This window comes from Georgenia ruanii, assembly GCF_009193175.1.
Taxonomy (GTDB): domain Bacteria; phylum Actinomycetota; class Actinomycetes; order Actinomycetales; family Actinomycetaceae; genus Georgenia; species Georgenia ruanii.
This window is the reverse complement of sequence record NZ_VUKE01000028.1, coordinates 1-17,228: the sequence shown is the minus strand read 5'-3', so window position 1 is coordinate 17,228 and position 17,228 is coordinate 1. Positions and strand designations below refer to the sequence as shown.

17 protein-coding genes and 1 pseudogene are annotated in these 17,228 nt (G+C 74.7%); 12 read left to right on the top strand and 6 right to left on the bottom strand.

The annotated features are described in order from the left end of the window. The first annotated feature begins 89 nt into the window (after nucleotides 1–89). The 12 genes and pseudogenes from folE to GD880_RS19150 all read left to right on the top strand — a co-directional run bounded on the left by folE (nucleotide 90) and on the right by GD880_RS19150 (nucleotide 11,251). Nucleotides 90–665 carry a GTP cyclohydrolase I FolE gene (gene folE, locus GD880_RS19200; protein ID WP_152233239.1) on the top strand — a complete coding sequence of 192 codons (576 nt, stop codon included), beginning with the start codon at nucleotides 90–92 and terminating at the stop codon, nucleotides 663–665. Nucleotides 666–771: 106 nt separating this feature from the next. Then, nucleotides 772–1,638 carry a dihydropteroate synthase gene (folP, locus tag GD880_RS19195; RefSeq protein WP_452176758.1) on the top strand — a complete coding sequence of 289 codons (867 nt, stop codon included), beginning with the start codon at nucleotides 772–774 and terminating at the stop codon, nucleotides 1,636–1,638. Next, nucleotides 1,635–2,033, top strand: coding sequence for a dihydroneopterin aldolase (gene folB, locus GD880_RS19190; RefSeq protein WP_226909836.1), 399 nt, complete (start codon nucleotides 1,635–1,637; stop codon nucleotides 2,031–2,033). Before folP ends, folB begins: the two co-directional genes overlap by 4 nt. Further along, entirely contained in the window at nucleotides 2,030–2,623 is a 594-nt protein-coding gene (folK, locus tag GD880_RS19185; RefSeq protein ID WP_152233212.1) for a 2-amino-4-hydroxy-6-hydroxymethyldihydropteridine diphosphokinase, read from the top strand. Before folB ends, folK begins: the two co-directional genes overlap by 4 nt. After that, the gene (locus tag GD880_RS19180) at nucleotides 2,623–3,108 is read left to right on the top strand and encodes a DUF3180 domain-containing protein (protein WP_152233211.1); all 486 of its coding nucleotides are present in this window, start codon (nucleotides 2,623–2,625) and stop codon (nucleotides 3,106–3,108) included. The genes folK and GD880_RS19180 overlap by 1 nt, the downstream gene beginning before the upstream one ends. A gap of 222 nt (nucleotides 3,109–3,330) precedes the next feature. Then, nucleotides 3,331–3,852, top strand: a complete 522-nt coding sequence (locus tag GD880_RS19175) for a PH domain-containing protein (RefSeq protein WP_152233210.1) — start codon at nucleotides 3,331–3,333, stop codon at nucleotides 3,850–3,852. Between the two features lie 5 nt (nucleotides 3,853–3,857). Then, the gene (locus GD880_RS19170; RefSeq protein WP_152233236.1) at nucleotides 3,858–5,447 is read left to right on the top strand and encodes a PH domain-containing protein; all 1,590 of its coding nucleotides are present in this window, start codon (nucleotides 3,858–3,860) and stop codon (nucleotides 5,445–5,447) included. A gap of 16 nt (nucleotides 5,448–5,463) precedes the next feature. Further along, a pseudogene (locus tag GD880_RS21280) lies at nucleotides 5,464–6,357 on the top strand (Rossmann-like and DUF2520 domain-containing protein); the annotation flags it as partial. Nucleotides 6,358–6,564: 207 nt separating this feature from the next. Then, nucleotides 6,565–7,335: a pantoate--beta-alanine ligase gene (gene panC, locus GD880_RS21275; protein ID WP_452176760.1), complete on the top strand. Its 771-nt coding sequence runs from the start codon at nucleotides 6,565–6,567 to the stop codon at nucleotides 7,333–7,335. Beyond that, nucleotides 7,335–7,841, top strand: a complete 507-nt coding sequence (gene panD / locus GD880_RS19160) for an aspartate 1-decarboxylase (RefSeq protein ID WP_226909835.1) — start codon at nucleotides 7,335–7,337, stop codon at nucleotides 7,839–7,841. The genes panC and panD overlap by 1 nt, the downstream gene beginning before the upstream one ends. 194 nt (nucleotides 7,842–8,035) lie before the next feature. Then, the gene (gene lysS, locus GD880_RS19155) at nucleotides 8,036–9,583 is read left to right on the top strand and encodes a lysine--tRNA ligase (protein WP_152233208.1); all 1,548 of its coding nucleotides are present in this window, start codon (nucleotides 8,036–8,038) and stop codon (nucleotides 9,581–9,583) included. A gap of 162 nt (nucleotides 9,584–9,745) precedes the next feature. Next, nucleotides 9,746–11,251, top strand: coding sequence for an MFS transporter (locus tag GD880_RS19150; protein ID WP_152233207.1), 1,506 nt, complete (start codon nucleotides 9,746–9,748; stop codon nucleotides 11,249–11,251). 144 nt (nucleotides 11,252–11,395) lie between these two features. Here GD880_RS19150 and GD880_RS19145 read toward each other — a convergent pair whose 3' ends face one another. From GD880_RS19145 to GD880_RS19120, 6 genes are all read right to left on the bottom strand, one after another. Then, nucleotides 11,396–12,091 (bottom strand): uridine kinase family protein, encoded by a 696-nt coding sequence (locus GD880_RS19145; protein WP_226909834.1) that lies wholly within the window; start codon nucleotides 12,089–12,091, stop codon nucleotides 11,396–11,398. A gap of 312 nt (nucleotides 12,092–12,403) precedes the next feature. Beyond that, a complete protein-coding gene (locus GD880_RS19140) occupies nucleotides 12,404–13,246 on the bottom strand; it encodes an SMP-30/gluconolactonase/LRE family protein (RefSeq protein ID WP_152233206.1) in 843 nt (280 codons plus the stop codon). Between the two features lie 71 nt (nucleotides 13,247–13,317). Next, nucleotides 13,318–13,719 carry a CBS domain-containing protein gene (locus GD880_RS19135; RefSeq protein WP_152233205.1) on the bottom strand — a complete coding sequence of 134 codons (402 nt, stop codon included), beginning with the start codon at nucleotides 13,717–13,719 and terminating at the stop codon, nucleotides 13,318–13,320. A 168-nt stretch (nucleotides 13,720–13,887) separates the two neighbouring features. Then, nucleotides 13,888–15,411 (bottom strand): glycerol kinase GlpK, encoded by a 1,524-nt coding sequence (glpK, locus tag GD880_RS19130; protein WP_152233204.1) that lies wholly within the window; start codon nucleotides 15,409–15,411, stop codon nucleotides 13,888–13,890. A gap of 107 nt (nucleotides 15,412–15,518) precedes the next feature. Continuing rightward, nucleotides 15,519–16,256 carry an MIP/aquaporin family protein gene (locus tag GD880_RS19125; RefSeq protein ID WP_152233233.1) on the bottom strand — a complete coding sequence of 246 codons (738 nt, stop codon included), beginning with the start codon at nucleotides 16,254–16,256 and terminating at the stop codon, nucleotides 15,519–15,521. Nucleotides 16,257–16,574: 318 nt separating this feature from the next. Beyond that, nucleotides 16,575–17,228: glycerol-3-phosphate dehydrogenase C-terminal domain-containing protein (locus GD880_RS19120; RefSeq protein ID WP_319593280.1), on the bottom strand; the 654-nt coding region annotated here is incomplete at its 5' end.

The window sequence follows — 17,228 nt, the reverse complement described above, 5'->3', positions numbered from 1 at the left end:
CCGGCACGGGCATCGCCGGCTCCGCCGAGACCCCCGCGGACGACCTCAGCGTCAGCGATGCCGCGCCGATCGCCGACGGCGGGCGCGCGGTGCGGCCCTACGACACCGACGGCGTGCGCCGGGCGGTGCGCGACCTGCTCGTCGCCGTGGGGGAGGACCCGGACCGCGACGGGCTGGTGGGCACCCCCGACCGGGTCGCCCGCGCCCTGCGGGAGATGTTCGCCGGGCTGGGCGAGGACCCCGCCGACCACCTCGACGCGGTGTTCGACATCGGGCACGAGGAGATGGTCATCGTGCGCGACATCCCGCTGTACTCCATGTGCGAGCACCACCTGCTGCCCTTCCACGGGGTCGCGCACGTCGGCTACATCCCGGCCCCGGACGGGCGGGTCACCGGGCTGAGCAAGCTCGCCCGGCTCGTCGAGGGCTACGCCCGCCGCCCCCAGGTCCAGGAACGCCTCACCTCCCAGGTGGCCGACGCCCTGGTGCGCCGCCTGGCCCCGCGCGGGGTCCTCGTCGTCGTCGAGGCCGAGCACCTGTGCATGTCCATGCGCGGGGTGCGCAAGCCCGGCGCCCGGACCCTCACCTCCGCGGTGCGTGGGCAGATGCGCAACACGGCCACCCGCGCGGAGGCCATGAGCCTGCTGCTGGGCCACCGCGGCTGAGGGTGCCGTCCCGGCCGACGGTGCTTCCCCCGTCGGCGCCGTCGCCACGGCTGACGGTGCCATCCGCGCTGACGGCGCCGCCGCGCCCCGGCGCTAACCTGGCCGGGTGAGCACTCCAGGAACGTCCGCCGCCCCCAGCCCGCTGCCGGAGGCGCTGCGAGCCCCCGGGCGCACGCTGGTGATGGGGGTCGTCAACGTCACCCCGGACTCCTTCTCCGACGGCGGGCAGTGGTACGACACCGACGTCGCCATCGCCCACGCCCGCCACCTGCTCACCCAGGGCGCGGACATCATCGACGTCGGCGGGGAGTCCACCCGCCCCGGCGCCGCCCCCGTCACGCCGGCCGAGGAGGCCGCCCGGGTGCTGCCCGTCGTCGAGGCGCTGGCCCGGGAGGGCGCCGTCGTCAGCGTCGACACCGTCAACGCCGCCACCGCCGAGGCCGTGGTGGCCGCCGGCGCGCAGATCGTCAACGACGTCTCCGGCGGGCTGGCGGACGCCGCCATGGCGGGAGCCGTCGCCCGCGCCGGGGCCGTGTACGTCATCCAGCACTGGCGCGGCACCCCCGAGACGATGAACTCCCTGGCCGTGTACGACGACGTCGTCGCCGAGGTGTGCGCCGAGCTGCGCGACCGGGTGCACCAGGCCCGGGCCGGCGGCGTGCGCGACCACCAGATCGTCCTCGACCCCGGCCTCGGCTTCGCCAAGAACGCCGAGCACAACTGGACGCTGCTGGCCCACCTCGACGCCCTCACCGCGCTCGGCCACCCCGTGCTGGTCGGCGCCTCCCGCAAACGGTTCCTCTCCGGCGTGGTGCCCCCCGCGCTCGCCGCCGAGCCCCTCGCCCGCGACCACGCCACCACCGCCGTCAGCGCCCTGGCCGCCCAGTCCGGCGCCTGGGCGGTGCGGGTGCACGAGGTCGCCGCGACGGCCGACGCCGTGCGCGTGGCCGCGGCGTGGCGGGCGCACCGGTGAGCGCCGTCCTGGGCCCGGACGGGCACGAGCTCGACCAGATCCGGCTCGTCGGGCTGCGGGCGACCGGCCACCACGGCGTCTACCCCCACGAGCGGGCCGAGGGCCAGCCCTTCCGCGCCGACGTCGTGCTGCACCTGGACACCCGCGCCGCCGCCCGCACCGACGAGCTGGCCGCCACGGTCAGCTACGCCGACGTCGCCGAGGAGGTCACCGCCGTCCTGGGCGGGGAGCCGGTGGACCTGGTGGAGACCCTCGCCGAGCGCGTCGCGCAGGTGGTGCTCGCCCACCCGGGCGTGCGGGCCGTCGACGTGACCGTGCACAAGCCGCGGGCGCCGCTGACCGTGCCCTTCGACGACGTCGCGGTGCGCATCCGCCGGCGGGAGGGCGGGCGGTGAGCGACCTGCTGACCCGCCGGCCCGCCGCGGCCGTGCGGTTCGTGCTCGCCCTCGGCGCCAACCTCGCCGACCCGCTGGCGACGCTGCGGGCCGCCGCCGACGCCCTCGAGCACGTCCCGGACCTTGAGGGCGTGCGCGTCTCGCAGCTGGCCCGCACCGCCCCGGTGCTCGCCCCCGGCCAGGCCGCCCAGCCGGACTACCTCAACGCCGTCGTCCTGGGGCGCACGACGCTCGCCCCGCTGGCGCTGCTGCGCCTGGCCCAGGACCTCGAGCGGGCGCACCACCGCACCCGCGCCGAGCGGTGGGGGGCCCGCACCCTCGACGTCGACGTCATCGCGGTGGGCGACCTCGTCGTCGCCGACCCCGAGCTGACCCTGCCGCACCCGCGCGCCCACCTTCGCGCCTTCGTGCTCGTGCCCTGGGCCGCGGCCGACCCCGGCGCCGTGCTGCCGGGCCCCGACGGCGGCCCGGTCGCGGCCCTGGCCGAGCGGGCCGCCGACCGGGGCACCGTCCGGTGGCTCGCCGCCGACTGGCGCACCGGCGCGGTGCCCGACGTCTCCGCGCCGACCCCGGCCGAGGGGGCCGGCTGATGGGCCGCACCTCCTGGCAGCTCCTCGTCAGCCTGGCGCTCGGCGCCGGGCTCGTGACCTTCCTCGTGCTCGCCGGCCTGGACGACCGCGGCTTGCTGCCCGTGCCCGTGCCGCTCGTGACCTTCCTGGGGCCCTCCGTGCTCGCCGTCGTGCTGCTGCTGCTCGGGCGCGGCGTGCGCCGCATGGTCAAGCAGCAGCCGACCTCGATGACGCCGCTCGGGGCCGCCCGGGTGGTCATGCTCGCCAAGTCCTGCGCCCTGGTCGGGGCGGCCCTGGTGGGCTACTTCGCCGCCCAGCTGCTGCGCACCCTGGACAACCTCACCGCCCCGCTGCCACGCGAGCAGGCCTGGGCCTCCGGCCTCGCCCTGGTCGGGTGCCTGGCGCTGGTCGGCGTGGCCCTGCTGGTGGAGTGGTGGTGCCGGGTGCCGCCGGACGACCAGGACCCGCACCCGCGCGGCGGGCGGGGCGCCCCGACCGCCGCCTGACCGGCCACGCCGGACGCCTCGCTCGGGCCCTGACCGGCCGAGCCGGACGCCCCGCTCGCGGCGCCCCGGGGCGGTCGCCGACGGCCCGCGGCGCCGCCGCCTCCGCCGTCCGGCGGAGCGCACCGGTCTCGGACCGTCCTGGAGGTGGATGGGGTCGTCGGCCGCATCTGCCAGGATCGGGGGGTGACAGCCGAGTTCCGGCGCGCAGCAAGGAGCGAACCGATGAGCGACTTCCCCGACCACCCCGCCCCGGGCGGCACCGGGGCCGACCCCTTCGACCCGCGGGACGTCGCCTTCCGGCCGGTCTCCGACGGCCTCATCAGGGCCCGGCTGGTCGTCGCGGGCGCCACCCTGCTGCTCCCGCTGGTCGCCGGCGTGGTCCTGGGCGTCGTCGTCGGCGGCTGGACCTGGCTCGCCCCGGTCGCGGTCGCGGCGCTGGCGGGCTGGCTGGTGTGGCTCATCCCGCGCCAGGTGCGCGCCATGGGCTACGCGGAGGCCGACGACGACCTGCTCATCCGCACCGGCATCCTCTTCCGGTCGCTGACCGTGGTGCCGTACGGGCGCATGCAGTTCGTCGACGTCAAGGCAGGCCCGCTGGACCGCTGGTGCGGGGTCGCCGAGGTCCAGCTGCACACGGCCTCGGCCCACTCCGACGCCAAGATCGAGGGCCTGCCGCCCGCCGAGGCCGCGCGCCTGCGTGACCGGCTCACCGCGCGTGGCGAGGCGCGGCTGGCGGGGCTGTGACCGCGATGGCCGGCCCCGACCCGAGGCTCACCCCGGCGCCGGGCGGCGAGCCCCCCGCGGCAGGCGGCGGGCCCGGGCGCCCCGAGGCAGGCGGCGGCACGCCGTGGCGGCGCGTCCACAAGATCACCCCGGTCCTCAACGCCTGGAAGGTCGTCGTCGCCGTCCTGGCCTTCGTGGCCTACCAGGCCACCGACCAGATCGGGAACCTGCCCGCCGACGTGTGGGACACGGTGGCGGCCTTCCGGGCCCGGGCGGTGCTCGCCGTCGTCGGCGTCCTCGTCCTCGTCGCGCTCGTCGCGAGCGTGTACTCCATGCTCGCCTGGCGGCGCATGCGCTTCGCCGTCACCGCAGAGTCGGTCGACCTGCACACCGGCATCCTGTTCCGGCAGGAGCGGCACGCCCGCCTCAACCGCGTCCAGGCGGTCGACGTCGTCCAACCGCTCCTGGGCCGCCTGTTCGGGCTGGCGCAGGTGCGCGTGGAGACCGCCGGCGGCGGGGAGTCCAACGTCGTGCTGGGCTATCTGCGCGAGCCGGAGGCCCAGCAGCTGCGCAACGAGATCATGGCCCGCGCCGCCGGGGTGGAGGTCGCCCCGGCCGCCGCCGGCGCCGAGCCGACCGTGGTGCCCGCCGCCCCCGAGCGCGAGCTGCTGCAGGTGCCGCCCGGCCGGATCGTCGGCTCGCTGCTCCTGTCCGGCTCGACGATCTTCTTCGTCCTGGTCGTGGCGGGCCTGGCCGCCCTGGTGGTGGTCGCCGGCTCGTTCGCCCCGGTCTTCGGGCTCATCCCGATGATCCTCGGCCTCGGCGGCTTCGTGTGGGGCCGCTTCGCCGGCGAGTTCGGCTTCCGCGCCGCCATCTCGCCCGACGGCATCCGGCTGCGGCACGGCCTGCTCGAGACCCGCACCCAGACCGTCCCGCCCGGGCGCGTGCAGGCCGTCGTGCTCAAGCAGGGCCTGCTGTGGCGCCGGCGGGGCTGGTGGCGGGTGGAGGTCAACGTCGCCGGGTACGGCGAGCACACGCCCGGCCAGAACGGCCGCCCCGCCGAGACGGTGCTCCTGCCGGTGGGCAGCCGGGGCGAGGCCCTCACCGCGCTGTGGCTCGTCCTTCCCGACCTCGGCGTCGACGACCCCCAGGCCGTCCTCGACGCCGCCCTCGAGGGCGAGGGGGACGCCGCCGGGTTCCTCACCAGCCCCGCCCGGGCCCGCACGCTCGACCCCCTGGTGTGGCGCCGCAGCGGCCTGCGCATCACCCGCACCGCGCTGCTGGTGCGCCGCGGCCGGCTCACCCGCCAGCTCGACGTCGTCCCGCACGAGCGCACCCAGTCCCTCGCCCTCAAGCAGGGGCCGCTGGAGCGCCGCTTCGGGCTGGCGGGGCTGCACGCCCACTCCGTCCCCGGGCCGGTCGTGCCGGTGGCGCACCACCTGGACGCCCAGGTGGCGGGGCGGGTGCTCCTCGAGCAGGCCCAGCGGGCCCGCACCGCCCGCGCCCACGAGGGCCCCGAGGAGTGGCTGCGCCGCGTGGACGAGGCCGGCGCCGACGCCGCCGGGCACGTCGCGGGGGAGGCCGGGACCGAGACCGGCGCCGCGCCCCTGCGATGATGGCCGGGTGAGCTCAGCACCCGCGACACGTCCCTCCGCCCCCCGTCCCGGCCGCCTGGGGGTCGGCGTGGTGGGCGCCGGCCGGGTCGGCGCCGTCCTCGCCAGCGCCCTGCGCGCCGCAGGCCACGCCGTCGTCGGCGCCACCGCCGTCTCGGAGGAGAGCCGCGACCGGGTGGAGGCGCTGCTGCCCGGCGTGCCCGTGCTCACCGTGGACGAGATCGTCGAGCGCGCCGAGCTGGTCCTCCTGACCGTCCCCGACGACGTGCTCCCCGGCCTGGTCGCCGGGCTCGCCGAGCTCGGCCGGTGGCAGGGCGGCCAGCTCGTCGTGCACACCTCCGGCCGCTACGGCACCGAGGTGCTCGCCCCGGCCCGGGCCGCCGGGGCCATCCCGCTGGCCATCCACCCGGCCATGACCTTCACCGGCACGAGCCTGGACCTGGGCCGCCTGACCGGCTGCCCCTTCGCCGTCACCGCCGCCGCGCCGGTGCTGCCCATCGCCCAGGCCCTGGTCGTCGAGATCGGCGGCGAGCCGTTCGTCCTCGACGAGGCCCGCCGGCCGGTCTACCACGCCGCCCTCGCCCACGGCGGCAACCACCTCGTCACCCTCGTCGCCCAGGCCGAGCGGGCCCTGGCCGACGCCGGCATCGAGGAGCCGGGGGCGCTGCTCACGCCGCTGCTCTCCGCCGCCCTCGACGGCGCCCTGCGCGGCGGGGAGCAGGGCCTGACCGGCCCGGTGGTCCGCGGGGACGTCGGCACCGTCCGGGCGCACCTGGAGGCCCTGGCCCGGCTCGACGGCGAGGACCTGGACATCCTCGACGGCTACCGCCACCTGGCCGGCGCCACCACCCGCCGGGCGCTGGCCGCCGGGAAGATCACCGAGCCGGTCGCGGTCGCGCTGCTCGACGCCCTCGCGGAGCCGGCGGCCACGGCCGGAGAGCCCGGGGCCACGCCCGCCCGCGCCGGGGCCACGCCCCCCACCGGTGCCGTCCCGGCGCCCGCGGGCGCGGCGGCGAGCGCCGACGCGAGCGCGGCGACCCCCCTCGAGCCCGTCCTCGCCCGCACCCGTGCCGAGCTCGCCGCGGCCCTGCGCTCCCTGGGCGGCACCCGCGCCCTGGTGATGACCATGGGGGCGCTGCACGACGGGCACCTCTCCCTCGTCCAGGAGGCGCAGGCCCGCGCCGACCACGTCGTCGTCTCCATCTACGTCAACCCCCTGCAGTTCGGCCCCGGCGAGGACTTCGAGGCCTACCCCCGCGACCTCGAGGCCGACCTGGCCCTGCTCGTCCGCGCCGGCGTCGACGTCGTCTTCGCGCCCACCGACGCCGAGGCGTACCCCGCCGAGCCGCTCGTGCGCGTCGACCCCGGCCCGGTCGCCACGGTGCTCGAGGGCCGCACCCGGCCCGGCCACTTCGCCGGCGTGCTGCAGATCGTGTGCAAGGTGCTCAACCTCGTGCGCCCGGACGTGGCCGTCTTCGGGCAGAAGGACGCCCAGCAGCTGGCGCTCGTGCGGACGATGGTCCGCGACCTCGACCTCGGGGCGGAGATCGTCGGCGCGCCGATCCGCCGCGAGCCCGACGGCCTGGCGATGTCCAGCCGCAACGCCTACCTCGGCCCGGTCGAGCACGAGCGCGCCCTGGCCCTCTCCCGGGCGCTGCGCACGGGCGCCGCGGCCGCCGAGGCGGGAGCTGCGGCCGTTGTCACAGCCGCCCGGGCGGTCCTCGACGCGGCCGAGGGCGTCGACCTCGACTATCTTGCACTGGTCGATCCGGACACGTTCCTGCCATTGGACGCCGCCGCCACCGGCCCCGGCCTGCTGGCCGTCGCCGCCCGCGTGGGCAGCACCCGGCTGATCGACAACACGACCGTCCAGCTAGGACCGAGGCACTGATGACCCCCACCGCACCGTCGAGCCTGGTGCGCCCCATGATGATCGGGAAGATCCACCGGGCCACCATCACCGAGGCGGACCTGCACTACGTCGGCTCGATCACCGTCGACGCCGACCTGCTCGACGCCGCGGACCTGCTGCCCGGCCAGCAGGTCGACGTCGTCGACGTCACCAACGGCGCGCGGCTGACCACCTACGTCATCCCCGGCGAGCGCGGCAGCGGCATGCTGTGCATCAACGGCGCCGCCGCGCACCTGGTCCACGCCGGGGACCTCGTCATCGTCATCGCCTACGGCATGCTCAGCGACGCCGACGCGCGCACCTACACCCCGCGCGTGGTGTTCGTCGACGATCGCAACCGCATCGTCGACGTCGGCGGGGAGCCGGGCGGGGTGCCCGACACCGACGCCGGTCAGGCCCGGCACATCGAGCCCAGCGGCATCACCATCGCCGAGTACCGCACCTCCGCCCCACCGGCGCCGGGCCACCCCGAGTTCGACATCTGACCGCGGCCACGCCGCCACTCTGACCGCGGCCACGCCGCCACTCTGACCGGCGGCCACGCCGCCACTCTTGCTGCGACCGGAATGGCGTTCTGGCGGCGACCGGAATGCCGTTCTGGCTACGCGGTCAGGTGTGACGTGCGACCTCACGCGGACCCGGGGTCGGGTCGCTCCCGCCGGACGGCTACCCTTGTCCGGTGACTGAGCAGACCACCGAGCAGGCGGGGGGCCTCCAGGCCCCGGAGGAGACCGACCACCTCCCGGAGCAGGTGCGCGTGCGCGCGGACAAGCGCCAGCGGCTGCTCGACTCCGGCGTCGACCCCTACCCGGTGACCCTGCCGATCACCACCACCATCGCCGACGTGCGCACGCGCTACGACGCCCTGGAGGCCGGCGAGGAGACCACCGACGACGTCGGCGTGGCCGGCCGCGTCATGTACCTGCGCAACACCGGCAAGCTCTGCTTCGTCACCCTGCAGGACGGCGAGGGCAACCGGCTGCAGGCCATGCTCTCCCGCGCCGCGGTCGGCGAGGAGGCCCTGACCGCGTTCAAGACCGACGTCGACCTCGGCGACCACCTCTTCGTCCACGGCCACGTGGGCAAGTCCCGTCGCGGCGAGCTGAGCGTCTTCGCCGACGCCTGGCAGATGGCCGCCAAGGCGCTGCGCCCGCTGCCCAAGACGTACGAGAACGAGGCCGGCGAGCAGGTGGCGCTGTCCGAGGAGGGGCGGGTGCGCCGTCGCCACCTCGACCTCATCATGCGCCCGGCGGCCCGGCAGATGCTGCGCACCCGCTCGGCGGTGGTGCGCTCGCTGCGCCGCTCCCTCGACGGGCGCGGCTTCCTCGAGATCGAGACGCCGATGCTGCAGGTCCAGCCCGGCGGCGCGGCGGCCCGGCCGTTCGTCACGCACATGAACGCCTACGACGTCGACCTGTACATGCGCATCGCGCCCGAGCTCTACCTCAAGCGCGCGGTGGTCGGCGGCGTGGAGAAGGTCTTCGAGATCAACCGCAACTTCCGCAACGAGGGCGCCGACTCCACGCACTCGCCGGAGTTCTCCATGCTCGAGGCCTACGAGGCCTACGGCTCCTACGACACCATGGCCGCGCTGACCCGCGAGATCATCCAGCGCGCCGCCGTCGAGGCCTTCGGCGGCACCACCGTCACCCTCGACGACGGCAGCGAGTACGACCTCGGCGGCGAGTGGGCGCAGATCACCTTGTTCGGGTCCCTGTCGGAGGCGCTGGGCGAGGAGATCACCCCGGCCACCCCCGAGGCTACGCTGCGCGCGCACGCCGAGCGGCTCGGCATCGAGGTCCTCCCGCACTACACCCACGGCAAGATCGTCGAGGAGCTGTGGGAGCACCTGGTCTCCCACGACCTCCACGCGCCCACCTTCGTCCGCGACTTCCCGGTCGACACCTCCCCCCTCACCCGCGCGCATCGCTCCAAGCCGGGCGAGGTGGAGAAGTGGGACCTCTACGTGCGCGGCTTCGAGCTCGCGACGGCCTACTCCGAGCTCGTGGACCCGGTGGTCCAGCGCGAGCGGTTCGCGACCCAGGCGCTGGCCGCCGCCAAGGGCGACCCGGAGGCCATGGTCCTCGACGAGGACTTCCTCGAGGCCATGGAGCAGGGCATGCCGCCCGCCGGTGGCATGGGCATGGGCATCGACCGGCTCCTCATGGCCCTCACCGGCCGGGGCATCCGCGAGACCATCACCTTCCCGCTCGTCAAGCCGCGCTGAGCCCCGACGGCGGCCCCGGTCCCGTCCGGCGCCGCCGCGGGGGATGGCGTCCGTGCCCCCAGGGCGGGCGCCCCTCGCCATGGCGCCACCGCTGGACGGGTGCGACGGCGTCACCGGGCCTACCCTCGCTGCGAGCGCACGTCGCGCCGGGGAGGACCAGCCATGACGACCGCGGCAGCCGTGCCCAGGACGGCCCAGGAGTTCAAGGGCAACGACAAGCTGCTCACGGGCATCGTCCTGGCCGTCCTGACCTTCTGGATGTTCGCGGGCACGGTGGGCACCATCGCCCGTGCGATGCTCGCCGACATCAACGGCGGCCCGATCGACCAGGTCGCCCACCCGAACGTCAGCCTCGACCAGATGAACCTCGCCGTCTCCATCACGGCGTTGTTCTCCGGGCTGTTCATCGTGTTCATGGGCGGCCTCGCCGACCGGATCGGTCGGGTGCGCGTCACCCAGGCCGGCAACGTGCTCGCCATCGTCGGCTCGGCGTTCGTCATCCTCGCCAGCGGCGGTGTCGCGCTGCCCCTGCTCCTCGCCGGCCGGGCGATCCAGGGCCTCGCGGCGGCGTGCATCATGCCCGCCACCATGGCGTTGGTGAAGTCCTACTGGGACGGAGCCGGCCGCCAGCGCGCCGTGTCGATGTGGTCGATCGGGTCGTGGGGCGGCGCCGGCGTCGCCGCGCTCTTCGGCGGCTTCGTGGCCGCCACCTTCAACTGGCGGCTCATCTTCTACGCCTCGATCGTCATCTCCGTCGTGGCCATCGCCCTCGTGTGGGGGACGCCGGAGAGCAAGGCCGAGGTCGGCACGCACCGGCGGTTCGACGTGCCGGGGCTGATCATCTTCATGATCGCCGTCCTGGCTCTGATGATCCTGTTGATCTTCGGTCGGCAGCTGGGCTGGACCCGGCCGCTCACCCTGGGGCTCGCCGCCGTCGCGGTCGTCGGGCTGGTGGTCTTCGTCCTCTACGAGCGGAGACAGGAGAACCCGTTCATCGACTTCGCCCTGTTCCGGAACGTCACCTTCACCGGAGCGACGATCTCGAACTTCGTCCTCAACGCCACCATCGGCATGCTCATCGTGAGCCAGCAGATGCTGCAGATCGCCCGGCCCGAGCTGTTCGACCCCTGGAAGGCCGGCCTGCTGACGCTCGGCTACGCCGTGACGATCATCGCCTTCATCCGGGTGGGCGAGCGCCTCCTGCGCGCGTTCGGCCCGCGCAAGCCGATGGTCTGGGGCGCGACGATCGTCGCGGTGTCGTGCGCCCTGCTCACCCCGACGAACGTCCTCATCGGGCCGTACACCGTCCTCGCCGTCATCGCCTACTCCCTGTTCGGCCTCGGGCTCGCCTTCTACGCCACCCCGTCCACCGACGCGGCGCTGTCCAACCTGCCGGAGGCGCAGGCCGGCTCCGGTGCCGGCATCTACAAGATGGCCTCCTCCCTGGGCGGCGCGATCGGGGCGGCGATGTCGCTGGCGATCTTCACCGCCTTCCTCGGCGGCGGCGTGACGATCGTCGGAGAGCTCCTGCAGACCCAGGGCATCCAGGCGAACGCGGCCGTGCGCCAGGCCGGCCTGGTGGCCTTCATGTTCAACGTCATCCTCGCGCTGATCGCGATCATCTCCGTCACGGTCACCATCCCCAAGGGCCGGAAGTACCACGACTGAGGTGCGCGCCACCGCCGGCACGGGCGCGGGCGGCGGCCAGCAGGTCCGCCGCGCGGGTGCTGGCGGCCAGCAGGTCCGCCGCGCGGGTGCTGGCGGCCAGCAGGTCGGCTGCGCGGGTGCGGGCGTCAGGGCGCACTGCCCGCGCTAGCGTCCGGCGACCAGGGCCTCGATGGCCCGCTCGGCCTCGTCGATGCGCACCTTGCGGGCGCCCTTGGCGGTGAGGTCGGCGATCATCGCCGGCTCGTTGCGGAAGTGGTTCAGGCCCCGGCGCACCAGCGTCAGGGGCGGCTTGCGAGCCTCTCCGAGGTCGCGGGTGAGGCGGAAGAAGAAGGTCTGCGCCCGCGGCCGCCACAGGCACAGGGCGTCGGCCAGGATCTCCTCCTCCCGGCACGCCTCGACCAGCTCGGCGGCGAAGATGCCCTCGGCGATGAACACCGGGAACCCGTCGAGGGACAGGTGGGTGGTGCCGGTGCGGCGGTTGCTGGGGATGTCGTACACGGGCAGGTCGGCGTGCCCGGTGCTGCACAGCTCCTCCAGCGTCGCCAGCGCCCCGGCGCGGTCCCAGGACAGCGGGCTGTCCCAGTCGACGATGCCGTAGCGGCGCGGCAGCCCGGGGTGGTCCCCGTCGTGGTAGAAGTCGTCGAGGGCCACCACCGGCACCCCGAGGCGCCGGGTCAGGCGCGTCTTGCCCGAGCCGGAGGGGCCGGTGAGCAGCACCACCCGCGCGGTGGGGCGCCGGGCGCCGGGCGGCAGGTCGAACAGGCCCTCCTGGGCGAGGCCGGCGAGCGCCTCCGACGCGTCGTCGTCGGGCTGGTCCGTGCCGTCAGCGCCCTGGCTCATGCGACGTCCTCCTCAGGCCGGGCGCCGCGCCCTGCGGGCCCAGACAAGGATAGGCAACCTCTCCGTCCGCCTGCCGGGACCCGCGCCGCGGGACGACGCCGAGCCGCGCCCAGGGTGGACCCCCGCTGAGGGCGGACCCCCCGTCGCTGGGGGAGTCGCGGCCCCTCCGCCGCGGGGAGCGGGACGCGGGCGCCGCGAGTAGCGGGGTGCCTTCCGACAGGTCCTGCGGCGGGGCTCGGCGCCGAAGGAGCCCAACGGCGGGAGGGCCAGTCCGGTCGCAGCCGGACGGCCATCCCGGTCGCGGGCAGGGGGTCAGCCGGCGTAGGTGAGCACCGGCTTGCCGGGCACGTCGGCCCGCAGCCGGAAGACGGCGCCCGCCTCGGGCTCGGGGTCCTGGAGGCCGTCGCGGGAGGTGGTGATGTACAGGTCCCGCCCGTCCGCGCCGCCGAGGGTGCACGCCGTGACCAGGCGCAGCGGCAGGTCCACCTCGGTGAGGATCTCGGCCTCGGGGGAGTACAGGCGGACCTTGCCCACGCGGTTCATCGCCACCCAGATGTTGCCCGCCGAGTCCACGCACAGCCCGTCCGGGCGCCCGCCGTCGCCGTGGTGGAACAGGCGCCGGTCGGTCAGCTCGCCGTCGACGACGTCGAAGACGTCCGTGCCGCCGGTCTGGGTGTCGTTGTAGTAGGCGCGGGTGCCGTCCGGGGAGAAGTCGATGCCGTTGGAGGTGGTCACCGACGGCAGCACGACCGAGACGTCGCCGGCCGGGGTGATGCGGTAGAGCTTGGCCGCCCCGGGGGTCTTGTCGTAGGGCATCGAGCCGGCGTAGAGGTTGCCGGCCGGGTCGCAGCCGCCCTCGTTCATCCGCACGCCCGGGTCCGACCACATCTCGGGGCGGGAGGTGGGCGCCTCGTCGGGCCCGTCGGCCAGGGCGATGCCGCGCTCGATGCCGACGACGTACCCGCCGCCCCTGCGGGGCCGCACGAACGCGGCGACCTCGCCCACGTGGAGCCGGTCGACCGTGCCGTCGGCGCGCAGGGTGAGCAGGTCGCCGGCGAGCATGTCCACCCACCGCAACCCGCCCCAGGTGTCCGACCACACCGGCCCCTCGCCGTGGTAGCACAGGGGGGCGGTGATCTGCTCGAGGGTGCTCATGGGGTCAGTCTGGCCGATGGTGCGCCAGTACGCCGACCGGCGGTCGCAGGGGAGGTGACGGCCGCCACCCGCTAGCCCAGCGCGGCGACCAGCACCGCCGTGACGTCGCGCATCGACACCATGCCCACCGCCTGACCGTCCTCGAGCACCGGCACGTGGCGCACCCGCGCGGCGATCATCCGCCGTGCGACGTCGATCAGCCGGTCGGCGGGTGCGGCGGAGACGAACTCGGCCGTGAACATGTCCTCGGCCAGCAGGTGGTCGGGGTGGGCGCCGTCGGCGAGATGGGTGACGACGTCGCGCTCGGAGACGATGCCGGCCAGGTGCCCGTCGGCCAGCACGGTGACCGCCCCGATCTCGTTGGCCGCCATGGCCTCGGCGATCTCGCGCAAGGTGGCGCCCGCGTCGACCGCGGCCACCGGGCTGCTCATGAGGCCCGAGACCGGCTGCGTCACCGCGCTCGGCAGATCCATCGGTGCTCCTCCCTGCGTGCGGCCGCCGAGGCGGGGCTCACCGGCGTGGGGCTGGCCCGCCCGGGTCCCGCCAGCCTGCGGCCGGCCTGCCCGCGGCCGGCCTGCCCACGGCCGGGCGGTGCGGCGAGCGGCGTGCCGCGGCGGGACGCAGCCCGCCGCGGCACGACCTCAGTGCACGTCCTCGTCGACCCAGTCGAAGGTGCGGGTGACGGCCTTCTTCCACAGCCGGTAGGTGCGCTCGCGCTCGGCCTCGTCCATCTTCGGCGTCCACCGCTTGTCCTCGGCCCAGTTGTCGATGACGTCCTGCTCGCCGCTCCAGTAGCCGACGGCGATGCCGGCGGCGTAGGCCGCGCCCAGGGCGGTGGTCTCGGCGACCTTCGGGCGCACCACGTCCACGCCGAGGATGTCGGCCTGGAACTGCATGAGCGCCTCGTTGGCCACCATGCCGCCGTCGACCTTGAGCTCGGTCAGCTCGACGCCGGAGTCGATCTTCATGGCGTCGTTGACCTCGCGGGTCTGGAAGGCGGTGGCCTCCAGGGCCGCCCGGGCGATGTGCCCCTTGTTGACGTAGCGGGTCAGGCCCACCAGCGCGCCGCGCGCGTCGGACTTCCAGTACGGCGCGAACAGGCCCGAGAACGCCGGGACGAAGTAGGCCCCGCCGTTGTCCTCCACCGTCTTGGCCAGGTCCTCGATCTCCGGGGCGGACTTGATGAGGCCGAGGTTGTCGCGCAGCCACTGCACCAGCGCGCCGGTGATGGCGATGGAGCCCTCGAGGGCGTACACCGCGGGCGCGTCGCCGATCTTGTAGCAGACCGTGGTGAGCAGGCCGCTCTTCGAGGGCACCGGCTCGGTGCCCGTGTTGAGCAGCATGAAGTTGCCGGTGCCGTAGGTGTTCTTGGCCATGCCGACCTCGAAGCAGGCCTGGCCGAACGTCGCGGCCTGCTGGTCGCCCAGGATGCCCGCGATCGGCACCCCGGGGACGAAGCCGCCCTCGCGGCCGTGGCCGTAGACCTCCGAGGAGGAGCGGATCTCCGGGAGCATCGACATCGGGATGCCCATGTCCTCCGCGATGTCCTCGTCCCAGCTCAGCGTCTCGAGGTCCATGAGCATGGTCCGCGAGGCGTTGGTGACGTCGGTGACGTGCACGCCGCCGTCGACCCCGCCGGTCATGTTCCACAGCACCCAGGCGTCGGTGTTGCCGAACATGAGGTTGCCGGCCTCGGCCTTCTGCCGGGCGCCGTCGACGTTGTCGAGGATCCACTTGACCTTCGGGCCGGAGAAGTAGGTCGCCAGCGGCAGCCCGACCTTCTTCTTGTACTTGTCCTGGCCCTTGCGCCCGCCGAGCTCCTCGACGATCTTGTCGGTGCGGGTGTCCTGCCACACGATCGCGTTGTAGACGGGCTCGCCCGTCGTCTTGTCCCACACCACCGTGGTCTCGCGCTGGTTGGTGATGCCGACCGCCGCGATGTTGCGGTGGGTGATGTTCGCCCGGGTCAGCGCCAGGCCGACGACCTCGCGGACGTTGGTCCAGATCTCCTTCGGGTTGTGCTCGACCCAGCCGGCGCGCGGGAAGATCTGCTCGTGCTCCATCTGCCCGGTGGAGACGATCTGACCGCTGTGGTCGAAGACGATCGCCCGGGAGCTCGTGGTGCCCTGGTCGATCGCGAGGACGTACTTCTGCTCTTCAGCCATGGTGTTCCTTCCACGTCATGGTGCTCACGGACCGGGCGTCGTGCCCGGGAGGGGGAGGACGCCGGCGGCCCGCGGCACCAGTGCCGCGGCCGACGACGCAGAGGGGCCTACAGGACGGCCTTGCCCAGCAGACCGGCGATGACCCCGCCGACGATGGGGCCCACGACCGGGACCCAGGCGTAGGACCAGTCGCCGCCGCCCTTGCCGCGGAACGGCACGACGGCGTGGGCGATGCGGGGGCCGAGGTCACGGGCGGGGTTGATGGCGTACCCGGTGGGGCCGCCGAGGCTCAGGCCGATGCCGACGACCAGGAGGGCGACGGCGAGCGGGCCGAGGCCGGCCGGGGTCTTGCCGAACATGAGGATGACGAAGACCAGCACGAACGTGCCGATCAGCTCGGTCATGAAGTTCCAGCCGTAGCTGCGGATGGCCGGGCCGGTGGAGAACACGGCGAGCTTGCTCCCCGGGTCCGCCTCCTCGTCGAAGTGAGTCTTGTAGGCGGCCCAGGCGATGACACCACCGATGAACGCGCCGACCATCTCGCCGGCGATGTAGACGAGCGCGGTGGGGAAGCTCGGGGGGACGGCCGCGGTGGTGTCGGTCGCGCCGACGAAGTCGGAGCCGTTGGCCAGCAGGCCGAGGGTGACCGCGGGGTTGAGGTGCGCCCCGCTGCGGAACGCCACGTACACACCGGCGAAGACCGCGATGCCCCACCCGAAGGTGATGACGATCCAGCCGCTGTTGAAGCCCTTGTTGCGCGGCAGCACCACGTTGGCCACGACGCCGCAACCCAGCAGGGTCAGCATCGCCGTGCCCATGACCTCGGAGAAGAAGATGTCCAGCATGGAGAGTTGTTCCACTGTGCACTCACTTTCTGGCGTCGTCGTCGAGCCAGTCCTTGCGCCAGGCGGCGCGTGGGTGGGGCGCCCGGGTGCGGGTATGGCACATGATGCTCGCAACGGGCGGGATCGTCCGGCATTTTGTGGGCGCGACGGCGGCGTGGTGCGCCCGGTCTGTGACACCGCGCCGCCCCGGACGATCCGGCCGGGGCGGGCAAGGGCGGGACGGGACTCCTGCGTTCGGCGGCGGTGGCCTCCTGGGACGGCGGGCGGTCGGGCGACGGCGGGCGGTCGAGGGACCGCGGGCGGTCGAGGACGGCGGCGCTACGGGACGGGCAGCGGGACCAGCGGCCGCACGTCCTCGGCGCGCTGCCGGGCGGCCGCCGCGGCGGCGTCGGTGCTCTCCTGCTCGGCGGCGCGGATGGCGGCGGCGCGCCGGCGGTAGGAGTCGACCTCGGCGGCGGCGGTGGTCGCGTCCCAGCCGAGCAGGGGCGCGGCGATGTCGGCGATCTCCTCGGCGGCGGTCGCGCCGCGGTCGCGCATCTCGTAGTCGAGGCGCACGCGGTGGGTGAGGATGTCCTCGAGGTGCAGGGCGCCCTCGTGGGTGACGGCGAAGGCGACCTCGGCGCGCAGGTAGGCGTCGGCGTGCTCGAGGGGGCGGCCGAGGTCGGGGTCGGCGTCGATCATCTCGAGGAGGGTGCCGATCTCCGAGCCGTAGCGGTTCAGGAGGTGGTCGACCCGGGCGGCGGTCCAGCCGCGGTCCCGGGCGATTGCGGCGCGGCGCCGCTGGGCGGCGCGCAGCCCCTCGGCGCCGACCAGCGGGGTGCTGGCGGTGATCGAGGGAAGGGCCCTGGCGCGCTCGCCGAGGGCGAAGTCGACGGCGTCCTCGGCCATGACGCGGTAGGTGGTGAGCTTGCCGCCGGCGATGACGGTCAGGCCGGGGGCGGCCTCGGTGACGGTGTGCTCGCGGGAGACCTT